Annotated in this window: 14 protein-coding genes and 1 pseudogene; 8 read left to right on the top strand and 7 right to left on the bottom strand. The window is 65.4% G+C overall.

Annotated features, from left to right (window positions below; all coding sequences use genetic code 11):
- Positions 1–29 precede the first annotated feature (29 nt).
- The 7 genes from A5733_RS08280 to rpmH are packed head-to-tail and all read right to left on the bottom strand — an operon-like array spanning position 30 to position 4329.
- Entirely contained in the window at positions 30–1016 is a 987-nt protein-coding gene (locus tag A5733_RS08280) for a ParA family protein (RefSeq protein WP_067769117.1), read from the bottom strand.
- Positions 1013–1729, bottom strand: coding sequence for a 16S rRNA (guanine(527)-N(7))-methyltransferase RsmG (rsmG, locus tag A5733_RS08275; protein WP_076239806.1), 717 nt, complete (start codon positions 1727–1729; stop codon positions 1013–1015). The genes A5733_RS08280 and rsmG overlap by 4 nt, the downstream gene beginning before the upstream one ends.
- A gap of 57 nt (positions 1730–1786) precedes the next feature.
- On the bottom strand, positions 1787–2329 hold the full coding sequence (locus tag A5733_RS08270) for a R3H domain-containing nucleic acid-binding protein (RefSeq protein ID WP_067769121.1): 543 nt from the start codon (positions 2327–2329) through the stop codon (positions 1787–1789).
- A gap of 38 nt (positions 2330–2367) precedes the next feature.
- Entirely contained in the window at positions 2368–3402 is a 1035-nt protein-coding gene (gene yidC, locus A5733_RS08265; protein WP_233152651.1) for a membrane protein insertase YidC, read from the bottom strand.
- Between the two features lie 43 nt (positions 3403–3445).
- Entirely contained in the window at positions 3446–3802 is a 357-nt protein-coding gene (gene yidD, locus A5733_RS08260) for a membrane protein insertion efficiency factor YidD (protein ID WP_076239777.1), read from the bottom strand.
- Complete coding sequence (gene rnpA / locus A5733_RS08255) at positions 3799–4155, bottom strand: ribonuclease P protein component (RefSeq protein WP_076239776.1); 357 nt, start codon at positions 4153–4155, stop codon at positions 3799–3801. Before rnpA ends, yidD begins: the two co-directional genes overlap by 4 nt.
- 30 nt (positions 4156–4185) lie before the next feature.
- Positions 4186–4329 (bottom strand): 50S ribosomal protein L34, encoded by a 144-nt coding sequence (gene rpmH, locus A5733_RS08250; RefSeq protein ID WP_003883350.1) that lies wholly within the window; start codon positions 4327–4329, stop codon positions 4186–4188.
- A gap of 511 nt (positions 4330–4840) precedes the next feature.
- Here rpmH and dnaA point away from each other — a divergent pair.
- From dnaA to A5733_RS08210, 8 genes and pseudogenes are all read left to right on the top strand, one after another.
- On the top strand, positions 4841–6313 hold the full coding sequence (gene dnaA, locus A5733_RS08245) for a chromosomal replication initiator protein DnaA (RefSeq protein ID WP_067769128.1): 1473 nt from the start codon (positions 4841–4843) through the stop codon (positions 6311–6313).
- A 559-nt stretch (positions 6314–6872) separates the two neighbouring features.
- Positions 6873–8063, top strand: a complete 1191-nt coding sequence (dnaN, locus tag A5733_RS08240) for a DNA polymerase III subunit beta (protein WP_067769130.1) — start codon at positions 6873–6875, stop codon at positions 8061–8063.
- 10 nt (positions 8064–8073) lie between these two features.
- Positions 8074–8982, top strand: a pseudogene (gnd, locus tag A5733_RS08235) (phosphogluconate dehydrogenase (NAD(+)-dependent, decarboxylating)); the annotation flags it as partial.
- 8 nt (positions 8983–8990) lie between these two features.
- Positions 8991–10145: a DNA replication/repair protein RecF gene (gene recF, locus A5733_RS08230; protein WP_076239775.1), complete on the top strand. Its 1155-nt coding sequence runs from the start codon at positions 8991–8993 to the stop codon at positions 10143–10145.
- Complete coding sequence (locus tag A5733_RS08225; RefSeq protein WP_076239774.1) at positions 10142–10723, top strand: DUF721 family protein; 582 nt, start codon at positions 10142–10144, stop codon at positions 10721–10723. Before recF ends, A5733_RS08225 begins: the two co-directional genes overlap by 4 nt.
- Before the next feature lie 216 nt (positions 10724–10939).
- Positions 10940–12967 carry a DNA topoisomerase (ATP-hydrolyzing) subunit B gene (gyrB, locus tag A5733_RS08220; RefSeq protein WP_067769138.1) on the top strand — a complete coding sequence of 676 codons (2028 nt, stop codon included), beginning with the start codon at positions 10940–10942 and terminating at the stop codon, positions 12965–12967.
- Between the two features lie 71 nt (positions 12968–13038).
- Complete coding sequence (gyrA, locus tag A5733_RS08215; RefSeq protein ID WP_067769140.1) at positions 13039–16116, top strand: intein-containing DNA gyrase subunit A; 3078 nt, start codon at positions 13039–13041, stop codon at positions 16114–16116.
- 52 nt (positions 16117–16168) lie between these two features.
- Complete coding sequence (locus A5733_RS08210; RefSeq protein ID WP_067769142.1) at positions 16169–17074, top strand: DUF3566 domain-containing protein; 906 nt, start codon at positions 16169–16171, stop codon at positions 17072–17074.
- Positions 17075–17118 lie beyond the last annotated feature (44 nt).

Below are 17118 nucleotides of genomic sequence, written 5' to 3'. Positions count from 1 at the left end.
ACGGTCCGCTGTCTGCCCACTGGTACTGCCTACTGCGCCCGGGGCGGTGCCCCGCGCTCCGCGATCTCTCGGCTGGCGTCAAGATAGCTCAACGCTCCGCGGGATCCCGGGTCGTAATCAAGGATCGTCATCCCGTATCCCGGAGCTTCCGACACCTTCACACTGCGCGGGATCACCGTGCGCAACACCTTGTCGCCGAAGTGCTCCCGGACGTCTTCAGCCACCTGGTCCGCCAACTTGGTACGCCCGTCGTACATCGTCAGTATCACGGTCGACACCGACAGCTCTGGGTTCAGATGCGCCTTGACCATCTCGATGTTGCGCAGCAGCTGCCCGACGCCCTCCAGTGCGTAGTACTCGCACTGGATCGGGATGAGCACCTCGGGCGCCGCGACGAGAGCGTTGATCGTCAACAGCCCGAGTGACGGTGGGCAGTCGATGAACACATAGTCGAAATTATGGTTGGCCAGCGCCGCGAGCGCGGAGCGCAAGCGCCCTTCGCGGGCCACCATGGAGACCAGTTCGATCTCCGCGCCGGCCAAGTCGATCGTGGCGGGGATGCAGAACAGACGATCGCTGTGCGGGCTTCGCTGCAGCGCTTCCTCTACCGGGATATCGCCGATGAGTACCTCGTAGGACGACGGGGTGCCCGGGCGATGTTCGATACCGAGCGCCGTGCTGGCATTGCCCTGCGGATCGAGATCGATCACCAGGGTGCGCAGCCCCTGTAGCGCGAGTGCCGCCGCCACATTCACAGCGGTCGTCGTCTTACCGACGCCGCCCTTCTGATTGGCGATCGTGAACACCCGCTGGCGCGAGGGCCGTGGAAGCTGACCGTGCTTCGTATGGAGCACGCGGGTCGCCTGCTCGGCCTCTGCCGCGATGGGCGTGTCCATACTCGCGTCCGTCGACCACGCTGCACCGTCGTTCCACGTTTCACGTGAAACCGTTTCACGTGAAACGGCGGGCGTTGCATCCGCTGCGGCAGCGCGCTGCCGATCAGAACCCATCCTCATCTCCTGCCCGATCTCCCCCGCGACCCGGAGGCTCTGCCCGTCGACCGGCTGCCCGGTCTCACCGCCGCGCGCCGTGCGGCGACGACGGTTGCGGGCGGGTTCAAATAGTTCACGCCACATTTCACCACCCTGGCATCGACTGCACCCAGGGAAGCCATCACACGCCGGTGCTCGTCGATCTCTGCCTCGGCGCGCTCACCTTTCAGGGCCAGCATCCTGCCCTCCACGCGGAGCAGTGGCATGCTCCAGCGCGTCAACTTGTCCAACGACGCGACCGCTCGCGAAGTCACCGCGTCCAGCTCGCCGACCGTCTCACGGACCACGGCGTCCTCAGCGCGACCGCGAACCACGGCCACGCCGATGCCCAGTTCCGCAATCGTCTCGCGCAAGAAATCGCTCCGGCGCAGAAGCGGCTCGATCAACGTCACGTGTACGTCGGGACGGGCCAAGGCCAACGGGATCCCCGGGAGGCCGGCGCCACTACCTATATCTGCGATGTGCTCACCGGGCGCCAGGAGCTCTCCGAGCGCGGAGCTGTTGAGAATGTGTCGGTCCCAGAGCCGGTCCACTTCCCGCGGACCGATCAATCCCCACTCGACACCGGCACCGGCCAGGATCGCCGCATACCGTTCGGCGGTCTCGAGGCGATCCCCGAAGACCTCCGCCGCGGCTTCCGGTGCCGCGGGAACCGGTCCATGTTTCACGTGAAACATCCTCCGCACTCCCCACGGCACCGTCGCCGCATTGAACTACACCTTTGTAACTAGAACTCAGCCAAGCAGAACGACGACGCGTCGCGACGGCTCCACGCCCTCGCTCTCGCTGCGGACCCCGTCGACCGCGGCCACCGCGTCATGAACGATCTTGCGCTCGAACGGCGTCATCGGAGCCAACTCTTCACGTTCGCCGGACTCGAGCACGCGACGGGCCACCTTGTCGCCCAGAGCAGCGAGCTCGTCGCGCCGACGGCGACGCCACCGCGCGATGTCCAGCATCAGCCGGCTGCGCTCGCCGGTCTTCTGGTGCACGGCCAATCGGGTCAGTTCCTGGAGTGCGTCGAGCACCTCACCCTTGCGGCCCACCAACTTGCTCAGGTCTCCGCCGCCGTCGATGCTCACCACCGCGCGGTCCCCTTCGACGTCGAGGTCGATATCGCCGTCGAAGTCCAACAGGTCGAGAAGCTCCTCCAGGTAGTCGCCGGCGATCTCGCCTTCGGCAACCAGCCGCTCCTCCAGATCGTCCTCGCTCTTCGGCGCGGGCGGGGTGGCCTCGTCCACCTCCGCGTCGGGCTCGGTCGTCTGTGCGTCAGTCATATCCGTCTCTCCCTACTTGTAGCCAGTGTGAGAACTGGTCACCGTTTCCGCTTCTTGGGGCGCGCGCCGGGCTTGGGCTTGTTGAGGTTCACGCTCTGCCCTCCCTCTTGCGCTGCCGGGTTCTTCTCGTCTCCAGACGGGGTCGCATCGGCATCAGCCTCGGCGTCCTCGGCGTCCTCCGTGGCCGCCGGCGCGGTCGCTGCTTCGGCCTTACGCGCACGGTTGGGCTTGGCTCCGGGTGCCGGCGCATTCGCCGAGCGGCGCTCGAGCGCCTCGGCCTTCTTGGCTTCCTCTTCCTTCTCGATCATCCCGAACACGTAGTGCTGCTGACCGTAGGTCCAGATGTTGTTGGACAGCCAGTAGATGATCACCGCCAGCGGCAGGAACGGACCACCGACCACCACACCGAGTGGGAAGACGTAGAGCGCGAGCTTGTTCATCATCGCGGTCTGCGGGTTGGCGGCGGCTTCCACGCTCTGGCGCGCCACCGAGGCCCGGCTGTTGAAGTGGGTGGCGATGCCGGCCAGGATCATGATCGGCACACCGACCAGAACGACGGACAGCCGGTTGAATTCGGTGAACGCCTCGAGGCCGTGCTGCTGGATCATCGTTGCGCCTAGCGGTGCCCCGAAGAGGTTCGCGTCGAGGAAGTGCCCGACGTCGGTCGCGCTGAACACATAGTTGGGCAGGCTGCGGTTCTCCTCCACCGACAGACCCAACCGGCCGATGCCGGTCTGGGTCCGGTTGAAGGACATCAGCACGTGGTACAGGCCGAGAAACACCGGCACCTGCGCCAGCATCGGCAGGCAGCCCAGGATCGGGTTGAACCCGTGCTCGCGCTGCAGCTTCTGCATCTCCAGCGCCATGCGCTGCCGGTCCTTGCCGTACTTCTTCTGCAGGGCCTTGATCTGCGGCTGCAGTTCCTGCATCTGCCGCGTGGTGCGGATCTGCTTGACGAAGGGCTTGTAGAGGATCGCGCGGAGAGTGAACACCAGGAACATCACCGACAGCGCCCAGGCGAAGAAGTTCTCGGGGCCCAGCAGGAAGGCGAACGCCTTGTACCAAACCCACATGATCGCCGACACCGGGTAATAGATGATGTCCAGGCTGAACCAGTTAAACACGCGACTTGCTCTCCCCTCGCTTCGCTGGGGTCTCCCAGACAAGGTTTTCGGCGGCGGCTATCTCGCCAGGGACGGTCCCGTCAGAACTGACGGACTCGTGGTCGTGGGGGCACCGATCCGGAATGGGATCCCATCCGCCGGGGTGCCACGGGCCGCACTTCAGCAGCCGGATCAAGGACAGCCACGCACCGCGGAACAAGCCGTACTCGGTGAAGGCGTCGACCGCGTACTGACTGCAGGTCGGCATGAACCGGCATGACGGTGGCCGGTACGGAGAGATGGCGTGGCGGTAGAGCTGGATGACGGAGATCGCACCGCGGGCCATCACAGCACCCGCCCGGCGAATCATGGTGACGTCCCGCGCCGTGCGTCCAGGCGCTCGAGAGCGCGCTGCAGTTGTTGCTCCAACCGACGCGAGGGCGCCTCGCTACTGCCCGCGCGGGCTCGGATCACCACGAGATCGGTTGCTTCCAGTCGCGGGATGACGGTGCGGGCGACGTGACGAAGCCGCCGGGACACGCGATGGCGTTCCACCGCGTTCCCGACAGCTTTGGACACGATCAAACCGACCCGCGGGCCGGTAGCGTCCGTCCCGTCGTGCAACGCATGCACCACCACATCGGGTTGGACTGCACGCGCGCCACGACTGACGGTGGCACTGAACTCCGCGGACCGCCTCATCCGGTATCGAGCCGGAAGCACCGCGCTAGATCCCGCCTGAGAACCGCAAAATCACGCAGTGAGTGCGCGACGGCCCTTGCTACGACGGTTGGCGACGATGGCGCGGCCGGCGCGGGTGCGCATGCGCAGCCGGAACCCATGCACGCGCGCACGGCGGCGGTTGTTGGGCTGGTAGGTCCGCTTGCCCTTGGCCACGGCAATCTCTCCTTGTTCCATTTGGCACCCGCGCTCGTCGACACCGAAATGTCGTCGAAAACGGTTACCGTGCAAGCTCGGTTTAAGCTCGTCCGTCGTGCTTTACTAACCGGCGCGTTCTCCGTCAAGCTCCCGGGCGCAGCCGTATCGCCACGTGCGGGCGACTGCTCGAGGGTACTGATGAGATTTCCCTCGGTCAAACCTGCGCCGACCCGCATAGTTGGACTGCATCCGATGTTGCAGAACTGTTGGCACATCGAGAGAAAACTGTTAGCTTCTGGCAATGCCGTTCCGCGCACGGACCGGCCCGGACAATGAAACGAGGACGTCGGTCCCGCGTCACCATTCCGAACAGTGACATACCCGGCTCTGACGGCCTCCAAACAGACAACAGAGCGACGACGACTGTCCTTTCTCCACAAGCTGTGGATAAATATGTGGACAGTTCGTCATCGTTCTTTTTGGTCGTCCCCGGGTCGACCTAGTAGCACCTCAAAGGGGGAGACCGTCGTTGACAGCTGACCCCGACCCACCTTTCGTCGCCGTCTGGAGCAGCGTCGTCGCCGAACTCAACGGTGACCTCACTCCCCAGCAAAGGGCCTGGCTGAAGCTGGTGCAGCCGCTCGTCATCGCCGAGGGATTTGCTCTGCTGTCGGTGCCCACGCCGTTCGTGCAGAACGAGATCGAACGCCACCTGCGCGAGCCGATCATCAACACGCTCAGCCGCAAGCTGGGTCAACGCATCGAGTTGGGTGTGCGGATCGCCACCCCGTCCGCCGACGACGACCACTCCGAGATCCCGGAGCCGGCCGCTGCCGCCGACGACACCCCGGACCTCGCGGCCGAAGCCGACGAGATCGACGACGACCGGGCGGCCAAGGTCAGCGCCGAGGAGAATTGGCCGGGCTACTTCAGCAGCCCGCAGCGCGATTCGACGATCGGCGACGACAACGCGGTCAACCTCAACCGGCGCTACACGTTCGACACCTTCGTCATCGGCGCGTCCAACCGGTTCGCCCACGCCGCCACCCTGGCCATCGCCGAGGCACCGGCCCGGGCCTACAACCCGCTGTTCATCTGGGGTGAATCCGGCCTCGGTAAGACGCATCTGCTGCATGCGGCCGGAAATTATGCGCAACGTCTCTTCCCGGGCATGCGGGTGAAGTACGTCTCCACCGAGGAATTCACCAACGACTTCATCAACTCGCTGCGCGACGACCGCAAGGCGTCGTTCAAGCGCAGTTACCGCGACATCGACATCCTGCTCGTCGACGACATCCAGTTCATCGAGGGCAAGGAAGGTATCCAGGAAGAGTTCTTCCACACCTTCAACACGCTGCACAACGCCAACAAGCAGATCGTCATCTCCTCGGACCGGCCGCCCAAACAGTTGGCCACCCTCGAGGACCGGCTGCGCACCCGCTTCGAGTGGGGGCTGATCACCGATGTGCAGCCGCCGGAGTTGGAGACCCGGATCGCGATCCTGCGCAAGAAGGCGCAGATGGATCGCCTCGACGTGCCCGACGACGTGCTCGAGCTCATCGCCAGCAGCATCGAGCGCAACATTCGTGAACTCGAGGGTGCGCTGATCCGCGTCACCGCGTTCGCCTCGCTCAACAAGACCCGGATCGACAAGGCCCTGGCCGAGGTCGTGCTGCGCGATCTGATCGCCGACGCCACGACGATGCAGATCAGTACCGCCGCGATCATGGCGGCGACGGCCGAGTACTTCGAGACCACCGTCGAAGAGCTCCGGGGCCCCGGCAAGACCCGGGCACTGGCGCAATCCCGCCAGATCGCCATGTATCTATGCCGGGAGCTCACCGACCTGTCCCTGCCCAAGATCGGCCAGGCCTTCGGGCGTGATCACACCACCGTGATGTATGCCGAGAAGAAGATCCGCGGCGAAATGGCCGAGCGACGTGAGGTCTTCGACCACGTCAAGGAACTCACCACGCGGATCCGTCAGCGCGCCAAGCGCTGAATCCGGCGTTCCGATCCCCCGTCCGAGTCCCACATCGTGGGCGCTCGAGGGGCTGTCGGCGAAGAATCTTGTAACAACTTTCGCCCCACGATGCGTCACAGGTCACAGCCCAGCGCTGTGGATACGCCTGTGTACAACCTGCGGGCAAACCACTGGATGAATGACAAAATCATCCACACCGCCGGCTCTGTCCACACTCGAGCGCCGGTCCATCCACCGGTCTCCACAGCGCACTCACATTGCGACACACCGGTGGTGCTGGGCAAACACCCGTTCATCCCCAGTTTTCACAGCACCTAATACTGTTACTCAAATATCTTCTGAGAATTCCTTCTAGAAGAAGGGCCTTGGGGACATCGAGCGGACCGACAACCCGTCGGGGCTCGAGGTGCCTGGATGTCACCCCGATCGATTAGCTTTCAAGTTGGTGAGGAAAGCTCTACGGTGGTTCATCGACAGCGATTACCAGCTTTGTCATTCAGCGTCGTGCTGCGTGGTGCGGTTTTGGGAACACGCTGGTAGAGCTCGTTATGGGGATCATCGAAGGGGCGCATAGCACGTGGCGACGACGACGGCTGGGCTGACGGACCTGAAGTTCCGCGTAGTGCGTGAGGACTTCGCGGACGCGGTGGCCTGGGTGGCCCGCAATCTGCCGACCCGGCCCACCATCCCGGTGCTGGCCGGCGTTCTGCTGACCGGCACCGACGAGGGGCTGACGATTTCCGGCTTCGACTACGAGGTCTCCGCCGAGGTCCGGGTGAGCGCTGAAATCGCTTCTCCGGGAAGCGTTTTGGTGTCCGGGCGGTTGCTCTCCGACATCACCAAGGCGCTGCCGGCCAAGCCGGTCGAGCTCAGCGTGGACGGCACCCGGGTGGCGTTGACGTGCGGGAGTGCCCGGTTCTCCCTGCCCACCCTGGCGGTCGAGGACTATCCCGCGCTGCCGTCGCTGCCCGAGGAGACCGGCGTGGTGTCCTCGGATCTGTTCGCCGAGGCGATCGGCCAGGTCGCCGTTGCCGCCGGCCGCGATGACACCCTGCCGATGCTGACGGGCATCCGCGTCGAGATCTCCGGTGAGTCAGTGGTTTTGGCCGCCACCGATCGATTCCGGTTGGCGGTGCGTGAGTTGACCTGGGAGACCAGCGCCACCGACGTCGAGGCGGCGGTCTTGGTCCCGGCGAAGACTCTGGCCGAGGCCGCCAAGGCCGGTACCGACGGCAACCAGGTGCACCTGTCGCTCGGTGCCGGCGCGTCGGTCGGCAAGGACGGCCTGCTCGGTATCCGCAGTAACGGCAAGCGCAGCACCACCCGCCTGCTCGATGCCGAGTTCCCCAAGTTCCGTCAGCTGCTGCCGACCGAGCACACCGCGGTGGCGACCATCGGTGTGGCCGAGCTGACCGAGGCGATCAAGCGTGTGGCGTTGGTGGCCGACCGCGGGGCCCAGATCCGCATGGAGTTCGGCGACGACGTGCTGCACCTTTCGGCCGGGGCCGATGACGTCGGCCGCGCCGAGGAAGACCTGCCGGTGGAGTTCGCCGGAGACCCGCTGACCATCGCGTTCAACCCCACCTACCTGACCGACGGGTTGAGCTCGCTGCATTCCGAGCGGGTGACGTTCGGGTTCACCACCCCGAGCCGCCCGGCGGTGCTACGTCCCACGAACGACGATGCGGCCACCGGCGGTTCAGGTCCGTTCCCGGCCGCCAAAACCGATTATGTCTACCTGTTGATGCCGGTACGGCTTCCCGGCTGACCGGCCGGGGCGAGGAAGGGCGCACATGCAACTGGGGTTGGTCGGCCTGGGCAAGATGGGCTTCAACATGCGCGAGCGCCTGCGCGCCGGCGGCCACGACGTCGTCGGCTACGACCCTCGTCCTGAAGTCAGTGACGTGGCCGGGCTCGCCGAGCTGGCCGGGGCGCTCGAGGCGCCGCGAGTGGTGTGGGTGATGGTGCCGTCGGGGACGGTGACCCACCAGACGATCGTCGAGTTGGCCGACGTGCTCGCCGCGGGCGATCTGGTCATCGACGGCGGCAATTCGCGTTACACCGAAGATGGTCCGCACGCAAAGCTGTTGGGCGACAAGGGAATCAATTTCATCGACGCCGGAGTTTCCGGCGGCGTGTGGGGCCTGCACGAGGGATACGGACTGATGGTCGGCGGCAGCGATGCCGATGTGGCTCGAGCCATGCCGATCTTCGACACGTTGCGCCCGGAGGGTGATGTGGCCGACGGATTCGTCCACGCCGGTCCGGTCGGGGCCGGCCACTACGCCAAGATGGTGCACAACGGTATCGAGTACGGCCTCATGCACGCCTACGCCGAGGGATACGAGCTGCTGGCGGCCGAGGATCTGATCGATGATCCCCAGGCGGTCATCCAGGCCTGGACCAACGGCACGGTGGTGCGTTCCTGGTTGCAGCAACTGTTGGCCAAGGCCTTGAAGGAAGACCCCGGTTTCGCCGAGATCAGCGGCTACACCGAGGATTCCGGGGAAGGCCGCTGGACCGTGGAAGAGGCGATCAGCCACCGGGTTCCGATGCCGGTGATCGCGGCATCGTTGTTCGCCCGGTTTGCCTCGAGGCAGGACGACTCCCCCACGATGAAAGCGGTGTCGGCGCTGCGTAACCAGTTCGGTGGCCACGCCGTGCACCGGATCAGCGAGTCCGGATAGGCCCTGTCGTGTATGTCCGGCACCTGGGACTGACCGATTACCGGTCGTGGGCCCATGTCGAGCTCGAGCTGGAGCCCGGCCGCACCGTATTCGTCGGATCGAACGGTTACGGCAAGACGAATCTTGTTGAGGCACTGTGGTATTGCTGTACTCTCGGTTCGCACCGAGTGGCCTCCGACGCCCCGCTGATCCGGGCCGGCGCGCAGCGCGCGATCGTCTCGAGCATCGTCGTCAACGAGGGTCGCGAGCTGGCGGTCGATCTCGAGATCACCAGCGGTCGCGCCAACAAGGCCCGGTTGAACCGCTCGCCGGTGCGCTCGCCCAGGGAAGTCCTCGGCGTGTTGCGGGCAGTGCTGTTCAGCCCCGAGGACCTGGCGCTGGTGCGCGGCGATCCAGGTGAGCGACGTCGTTATCTCGACGAGTTGGCGACCACGCGTCGCCCGGCCGTCGCCGGGATCCGGGCCGATTACGACAAGGTGGTGCGTCAGCGCACCGCATTGCTGAAAACCGCTGCGGGAGCGCGTTATCGCGGTGACCGCAGCGTGTTGGACACCCTCGATGTGTGGGACGGACACCTGGCCGCCCATGGGGCGGCGCTGATCGCCGCCCGGGTGGCACTCGTCGAACAACTCCACCCTGAAGTGCAGAAGGCGTATCAATTGTTGGCCCCGGCATCGCGGCCGGCGACCATCCGGTACCGCAGCAGCGTGGAGGCGATCGAGAACACGCCGGGACCCGAGAGCGTCGAGTTCTACGAGGCCGCGCTGCTCGATGCGCTGGCCCGCCGGCGCGACGCCGAGTTGGATCGCGGCGTCTGTTTGGTCGGCCCGCATCGCGACGACCTCGAGCTGTGGTTGGGTGACCAGCCCGCGAAAGGCTTTGCCAGCCATGGGGAATCGTGGTCGATGGCGTTGGCACTGAGGTTGGGCGCCTACGAGTTGTTGCGTTCGGACGGTGTGGACCCGGTGCTGTTGCTCGACGACGTGTTCGCCGAGCTGGACACGTCGCGCCGGCAGGCCTTGGCCGCGGTGGCCGGCGAGGCCGAGCAGGTTCTGGTCACTGCCGCTGTCGGGGAGGACATTCCCGAGGACTGGGCGAGCAACCGCGTCGAGATCCGGATGACCGAGGACGACCACGGGCGGACCTCGGTGGTGCAGTCATGACGAACGAACCGAACGAACCTGCCGAACCGACGCCCCCCGCGGTCTCGCCGGACGACCTCACCCGGATGCGGGGCATGGATCTGGTCCGGCGGACCCTCGAGGAGGCGCGGGGCGCGGCACGCAGCCAGGGTAAGGACGTCGGCCGGGGTCGCCGGGCACCGGTGCGGCGGGTGGCGGGCAACGCCGGCCGGCGTCGCACCTGGTCGGGTCCGGGTCCGGACGTGCGCGACCCACAGCCGCTCGGTGCGGCAACGCGGGATCTGGCCAAGGTGCGGGGCTGGTCCTCGAGGGTCGCAGAGGGGTCGGTCTTCGGCCGGTGGCGCGCGGTGGTCGGGGATCAGATCGCCGATCACGCCAATCCGACCGCGCTGAACGAGGGGGTGCTGACCGTCTCGGCCGAGTCGACGGCCTGGGCCACCCAGCTTCGGATGGTGCAGGCACAACTGCTGGCCAAGATTGCCGCCGCCGTCGGTGACGGTGTGGTGACCTCGCTCAAGATCGTGGGTCCCGTCGGGCCGTCCTGGCGTAAAGGTCGGTACCACGTGCCGGGGCGCGGACCCCGGGACACGTACGGGTAGTCAGACTGACATTGGGCTGAGAGCTTCGATACGCGCAAGAGCCCTCATTTCGGGCTCCCGACGCACCGACATGCGAAAAATTCCGCGCACGGCGCAATCAGACCGTTAGAAACGCACCTACAGCGTCGGTCCTGTCCGGATCTGGCGGTAGACTGTCTGAGGATCTCAGGCGGTGTCTGCACTGCCTCCCATGAACCCCAAGGAGACGCGTCCGACGTGGCTGCCCAGAAGAAGAACGCTCCCAGTGAGTACGGCGCCGATTCGATCAAGGTGCTCGAGGGCCTGGAGGCGGTACGTAAACGTCCGGGCATGTATATCGGTTCCACCGGCGAGCGGGGTCTGCACCACCTGATCTGGGAGGTCGTGGACAACGCGGTCGACGAGGCCATGGCCGGGTTCGCCAGCCGGGTGGATGTCCGGATCCTGGCCGACGGTGGCGTCGAGGTCACCGACGACGGTCGCGGTATCCCCGTCGCGATGCACGCCACCGGCATCCCCACGGTGGACGTCGTGATGACGGTCCTGCACGCCGGCGGCAAGTTCGAAGAAGGCGCCTACCAGGTGTCCGGCGGTCTGCACGGTGTGGGTGTGTCCGTGGTCAACGCGTTGTCCACCCGGCTCGAGGCCGATATCCGTAAAGACGGGTACGAGTGGTTCCAGGTCTACGACAAGTCCGTGCCCGGCACCCTCAAGCAGGGTGAGAAGACGAACAAGACCGGCACCACGATCCGGTTCTGGGCGGATCCGGACATCTTCGAGACCACCGTCTACGACTTCGAGACCATCGCCCGTCGCCTGCAGGAGATGGCGTTCCTCAACAAGGGACTGACCATCGAACTCACCGACGAGCGCGTCACCGCCGAGGAAGTGGTGGACGACGTGGTCAGTGACCACGCCGAGGCGCCGAAGACGGCCGAGGAGAAGGCGGCCGAGGTGGCCGCACCGCAGAAGGTCAAGCACCGGGTGTTCCACTACCCCGGCGGTCTGGTGGATTTCGTCAAGCACATCAACCGGACGAAGTCGCCGATCCAGCCCAGCGTCATCGACTTCGACGGCAAGGGCGAGGGCCATGAGGTCGAGATCGCCATGCAGTGGAACGGCGGCTACTCGGAGTCGGTACACACCTTCGCCAACACGATCAACACCCATGAGGGCGGCACCCACGAAGAGGGGTTCCGCGCGGCGTTGACGAGCGTGGTGAACAAGTACGCCAAGGAGAAGAAGCTCCTCAAGGACAAGGACCCGAACCTCACCGGTGAGGACATCCGCGAAGGATTGGCCGCGGTGATCTCGGTCAAGGTGTCCCAGCCGCAGTTCGAAGGCCAGACGAAGACCAAGCTCGGCAACACCGAGGTGAAGTCCTTTGTCCAGAAGATCTGCAACGAGCAGATCAGCCACTGGTTCGAGGCCAACCCGGCTGAGGCGAAAACCGTTGTGAACAAGGCGGTTTCCTCGGCGCAGGCCCGTGAAGCGGCCCGCAAGGCGCGCGCGCTGGTGCGTCGCAAGAGTGCCACCGAGATCGGCGGACTGCCGGGCAAGTTGGCCGACTGCCGCTCCACCGATCCGAGCAAGTCCGAACTGTATGTGGTGGAGGGTGATTCGGCCGGTGGTTCGGCAAAGAGCGGTCGGGACTCGATGTTCCAGGCGATCCTGCCGTTGCGCGGCAAGATCATCAACGTCGAAAAGGCCCGCATCGACCGGGTTTTGAAGAACACCGAAGTCCAGGCCATCATCACCGCCCTGGGTACCGGTATCCACGACGAGTTCGACATCACCAAGCTGCGGTATCACAAGATCGTGCTGATGGCCGACGCCGACGTGGACGGCCAGCACATCTCGACGCTGCTGCTGACCCTGTTGTTCCGCTTCATGAAACCGCTGATCGAGCACGGCCACGTGTTCCTGGCCCAACCGCCGCTGTACAAGCTGAAATGGCAGCGCCAGGAACCGGAATTCGCCTACTCCGACCGCGAGCGCGACGGGCTGCTCGAGGCCGGCAAGGCCGCGGGCAAGCGCATCAACGTCGACGACGGCATCCAGCGCTACAAGGGTCTCGGCGAGATGGATGCCAAGGAATTGTGGGAAACCACGATGGATCCCACTGTGCGCGTGTTGCGTCAAGTGACGCTTGACGACGCAGCCGCCGCCGACGAGTTGTTCTCCATCCTGATGGGTGAGGACGTCGAAGCGCGGCGCAGTTTCATCACGCGCAACGCGAAAGACGTGCGCTTCCTGGATGTTTGAGATTGTCACGTGACGAACCGATGACCATGCGAGCTACTAGACTGTGGCCGCGGCTGACGAACGAGGACTAGATGACTGACACCACCCTCCCCCCGGGAGGTGAAGCGGGCGACCGGATCGAACCGGTCGACATTCAGCAGGAGATGCAGCGCAGCTACATCGATTACGCGATGAGCGTGATCGTCGGGCGTGCGTTGCCCGAGGTTCGTGACGGCCTCAAGCCTGTGCACCGGCGCGTGCTCTACGCGATGTACGACTCCGGCTTCCGCCCCGATCGCAGCCACGCCAAGTCGGCGCGTTCGGTCGCCGAGACGATGGGTAATTACCACCCGCACGGTGACGCGTCGATCTACGACACGCTGGTCCGCATGGCCCAGCCGTGGTCACTGCGCTACCCATTGGTGGACGGGCAGGGCAACTTCGGCTCGCCGGGTAACGATCCGCCAGCGGCCATGCGGTACTGCGTGACCGGCGACGCTTTGGTGCGCCTGCCGTTCGGACATTCGGTCCGAATCGCCGACGTTGTGCCGGGGGCGCGCCCCAACTCTGACAATGTGATCGACCTGAAGGTAGTCGGTCGCCACGGCGATCCCGTGGTGGCGGACCGGCTGTTTCATTCGGGTGAGCATCAGACATATCGGGTGCGCACGGCCGAAGGTTACGAGGTCACCGGCACCGAGAACCACCCGTTGTTGTGCCTGGTGGACGTCGCCGGTGTGCCGACACTCCTGTGGAAGCTCATCGAAGAGATCCGTCCCGGGGATGTCGCGGTGATGCTTGCCGAGGCTACGGTTCCTGACAAGAATTTTGGAAATTCGATCATCAACCGTCGTGTTGACGAATTCTTGGCTGCGTTCGGAGATGACCCAGACGCCGAACGTATCGCCACGGACCTCACCGACGGCCGGTTCTACTACGCCGAGGTCGAATCCGTGACCGACGCCGGTGTACAGCCGGTGTACAGCCTGCGGGTCGATACAGATGACCACGCATTCATCACCAATGGGTTCGTCAGCCACAACACCGAGGCGCGGCTGACTCCCCTGGCGATGGAAATGCTGCGTGAAATCGACGAGGAGACAGTCGATTTCAGTCCGAACTACGACGGCCGGGTGCAGGAGCCGACGGTTCTTCCGAGCCGGTTCCCCAACCTGCTGGCCAACGGTTCGGGCGGTATCGCCGTCGGCATGGCCACCAACATCCCGCCGCACAACCTGCGGGAGCTGGCCGACGCTGTCTACTGGTGCCTGGAGAACTACGAGGCCGACGAGGAAGCCACGTTGGCCGCGGTGATGGAGCGGGTCAAGGGACCCGACTTCCCCACCCACGGCCTGATCGTCGGCAGCCAGGGCATCGAGGACACCTACAAGACCGGTCGCGGTTCGGTCAAGATGCGCGGCGTCGTCGAGATCGAGGAAGACAGCCGGGGCCGCACCGGCATCGTCATCACCGAGCTGCCGTACCAGGTCAACCACGACAACTTCATCACCTCGATCGCCGAGCAGGTGCGCGACGGCAAACTGGCCGGCATCTCCAACATCGAAGACCAGTCCAGCGATCGCGTGGGCTTGCGAATTGTGGTGGAGCTCAAGCGCGATGCCGTCGCGAAGGTGGTGCTGAACAACCTCTACAAGCACACCCAGCTGCAGACCAGCTTCGGTGCCAACATGCTCTCGATCGTCGACGGCGTGCCGCGCACCCTGCGGCTGGACCAGCTGATCCGGTTGTACGTGGACCACCAGCTCGACGTCATCGTGCGGCGCACCCGGTACCGGCTGCGCAAGGCCAATGAGCGGGCGCACATCCTGCGTGGTCTGGTCAAGGCGCTCGATGCGCTCGACGAGGTGATCGCGTTGATCCGGGCGTCGCAGACGGTCGACATCGCCCGCGCCGGCCTGATCGAGTTGCTCGACATCGACGAGATCCAGGCCCAGGCCATCCTGGACATGCAGCTGCGCCGGTTGGCTGCCCTGGAACGGCAGAAGATCATCGACGATCTGGCCAAGATCGAGGCCGAGATCGCCGATCTGGAGGACATCCTTGCCAAGCCCGAGCGGCAGCGTGCCATCGTGCGGGACGAGCTGCGCGAGATCGTCGACAAGTACGGCGACGACCGCCGGACCCGGATCGTGCCGGCCGACGGTGAGGTCAGCGATGAAGACCTGATCGCCCGTGAGGAAGTGGTCGTCACGATCACCGAGACCGGGTACGCCAAGCGCACCAAGACCGATCTGTACCGCAGTCAGAAGCGCGGCGGTAAGGGTGTGCAGGGCGCCGGGCTCAAGCAGGACGACATCGTCAACCACTTCTTCGTCTGCTCGACCCACGACTGGATCCTGTTCTTCACCACGCAGGGCCGGGTGTACCGGGCGAAGGCCTACGAGTTGCCGGAGGCGTCGCGCACCGCCCGCGGTCAGCATGTGGCGAACCTGCTGGCCTTCCAGCCCGAGGAGCGCATCGCCCAAGTCATCCAACTGAAGACCTACGAGGATGCGCCGTACCTGGTGCTGGCGACCCGCAACGGTCTGGTGAAGAAGTCCAAGCTGGTCGACTTCGATTCGAACCGGTCCGGCGGCATCGTGGCGGTCAACCTGCGTGACGGCGACGAACTGGTGGGTGCGGTGCTGTGTTCTGCCGAGGACGACCTGCTGCTGGTCAGTGCCAAAGGCCAGTCCATCCGGTTCTCGGCAACCGACGAGGCGCTGCGGCCGATGGGTCGTGCCACCTCCGGTGTGCAGGGCATGCGGTTCAACGAAGAGGACAAGCTGCTGTCGCTCAACGTGGTCCAGCCGGACACATATCTGCTGGTCGCGACGTCCGGCGGCTATGCCAAGCGCACCGCGATCGACGAGTATTCACCGCAGGGTCGCGGCGGCAAGGGCATCCTGACGATCCAGTACGACCGTAAGCGTGGCAATCTGGTCGGAGCACTGATCGTCGACGACGAGACGGAGCTGTACGCCATCACTTCCGGTGGCGGCGTGATCCGCACTGCCGCACGTCAGGTTCGTAAAGCCGGTCGCCAGACCAAGGGCGTCCGCTTGATGAACCTGGGTGAGGGCGACACACTGATTGCGATAGCGCGCAACGCCGAGGAGGAGTCCGATCCGGATGTTGTCGAGTCCGGTGCCGAGTCCGACGACGAGTGACGCTGCTGCTGAGGCCCGACCCGGACCTCGGCCCGAGCTAAGGAGCTGGTAGGTGACTTCACCGAGCGAGCCGGGTTACCCACGAGCGGGCGACCGGCCGGGCAGCTCCAACGGCTCTGGTGCCGGGTCCGAGGGCGGTCCCAGCGGGAAGAAGACGGCTGGTGCGCCGGCCCGGGCCGGCGGTGGTCAGATCACCGAGACCGGTGAGGCGCCGCCATGGCAGCGCGGAACCGCCCGGACCGCGTCGCAACCGTCCTCTGAGCAGCGGGAGACCCGCGACGAGAATGCCCGCTCCGCGGGGGCTCACTCCCCCGGGGTGGAAGCCAGGTTGCAGCGCTTCGTCGCCGGCAGTGAGTCACAGGAGACCGAGCAGCAGGCCCGGGCGCCCCGCCCGGCCCCGGCATCGTCCGCGCCGCGGAACGAGCCCCGCAATGAGCAGGTGCGGACCGAGGCGTACGCCAGCGAACTGCCGGATCTGTCGGGACCCTCGCCGCGTCCGTCGCAACGGAAGGCGTCTGCCGACGCCGCGGCCCCCCGCTCCTCGAATGCCGCGACCACTCGGATTCAGGTGGCCAGCCGGACCCAGCATCAGGGGCCGGTCCGGGCCAGCATGCAGATCCGCCGGGTCGACCCGTGGACTGTGCTGAAGGTCTCACTGGTGTTGTCGGTGGTGCTGTTCTTCGTGTGGATGATCGCGGTCGCGTTCCTGTACCTGGTGCTCGGCGCGATGGGCGTGTGGAGCAAGCTCAACAGCAACGTGGGTGACCTGTTGACCAGCGCCAGCGGTGCCTCCGGTGGCGAATTGGTATCCAGCGGAACGATCTTCGGCGGTGCGGCGCTGGTCGGCCTGGTGAACATCGTCGTGTTGTGCGCGATGGCCACCATCGGTGCGTTCATCTACAACCTGACCACCGATCTGGTGGGCGGGGTCGAGGTCACGCTGGCCGACAGGGATTGATTTGGGAGTCTGTGCCCCGGTGCGGTAATCTCTGCGCTCGGTCG

This window comes from Mycobacterium sp. NS-7484 (assembly GCF_001953975.1).
Taxonomy (GTDB): domain Bacteria; phylum Actinomycetota; class Actinomycetes; order Mycobacteriales; family Mycobacteriaceae; genus Mycobacterium.
The sequence above is the reverse complement of the archived record's forward strand: the minus strand, read 5'-3'. Positions and strand labels throughout refer to the sequence as shown.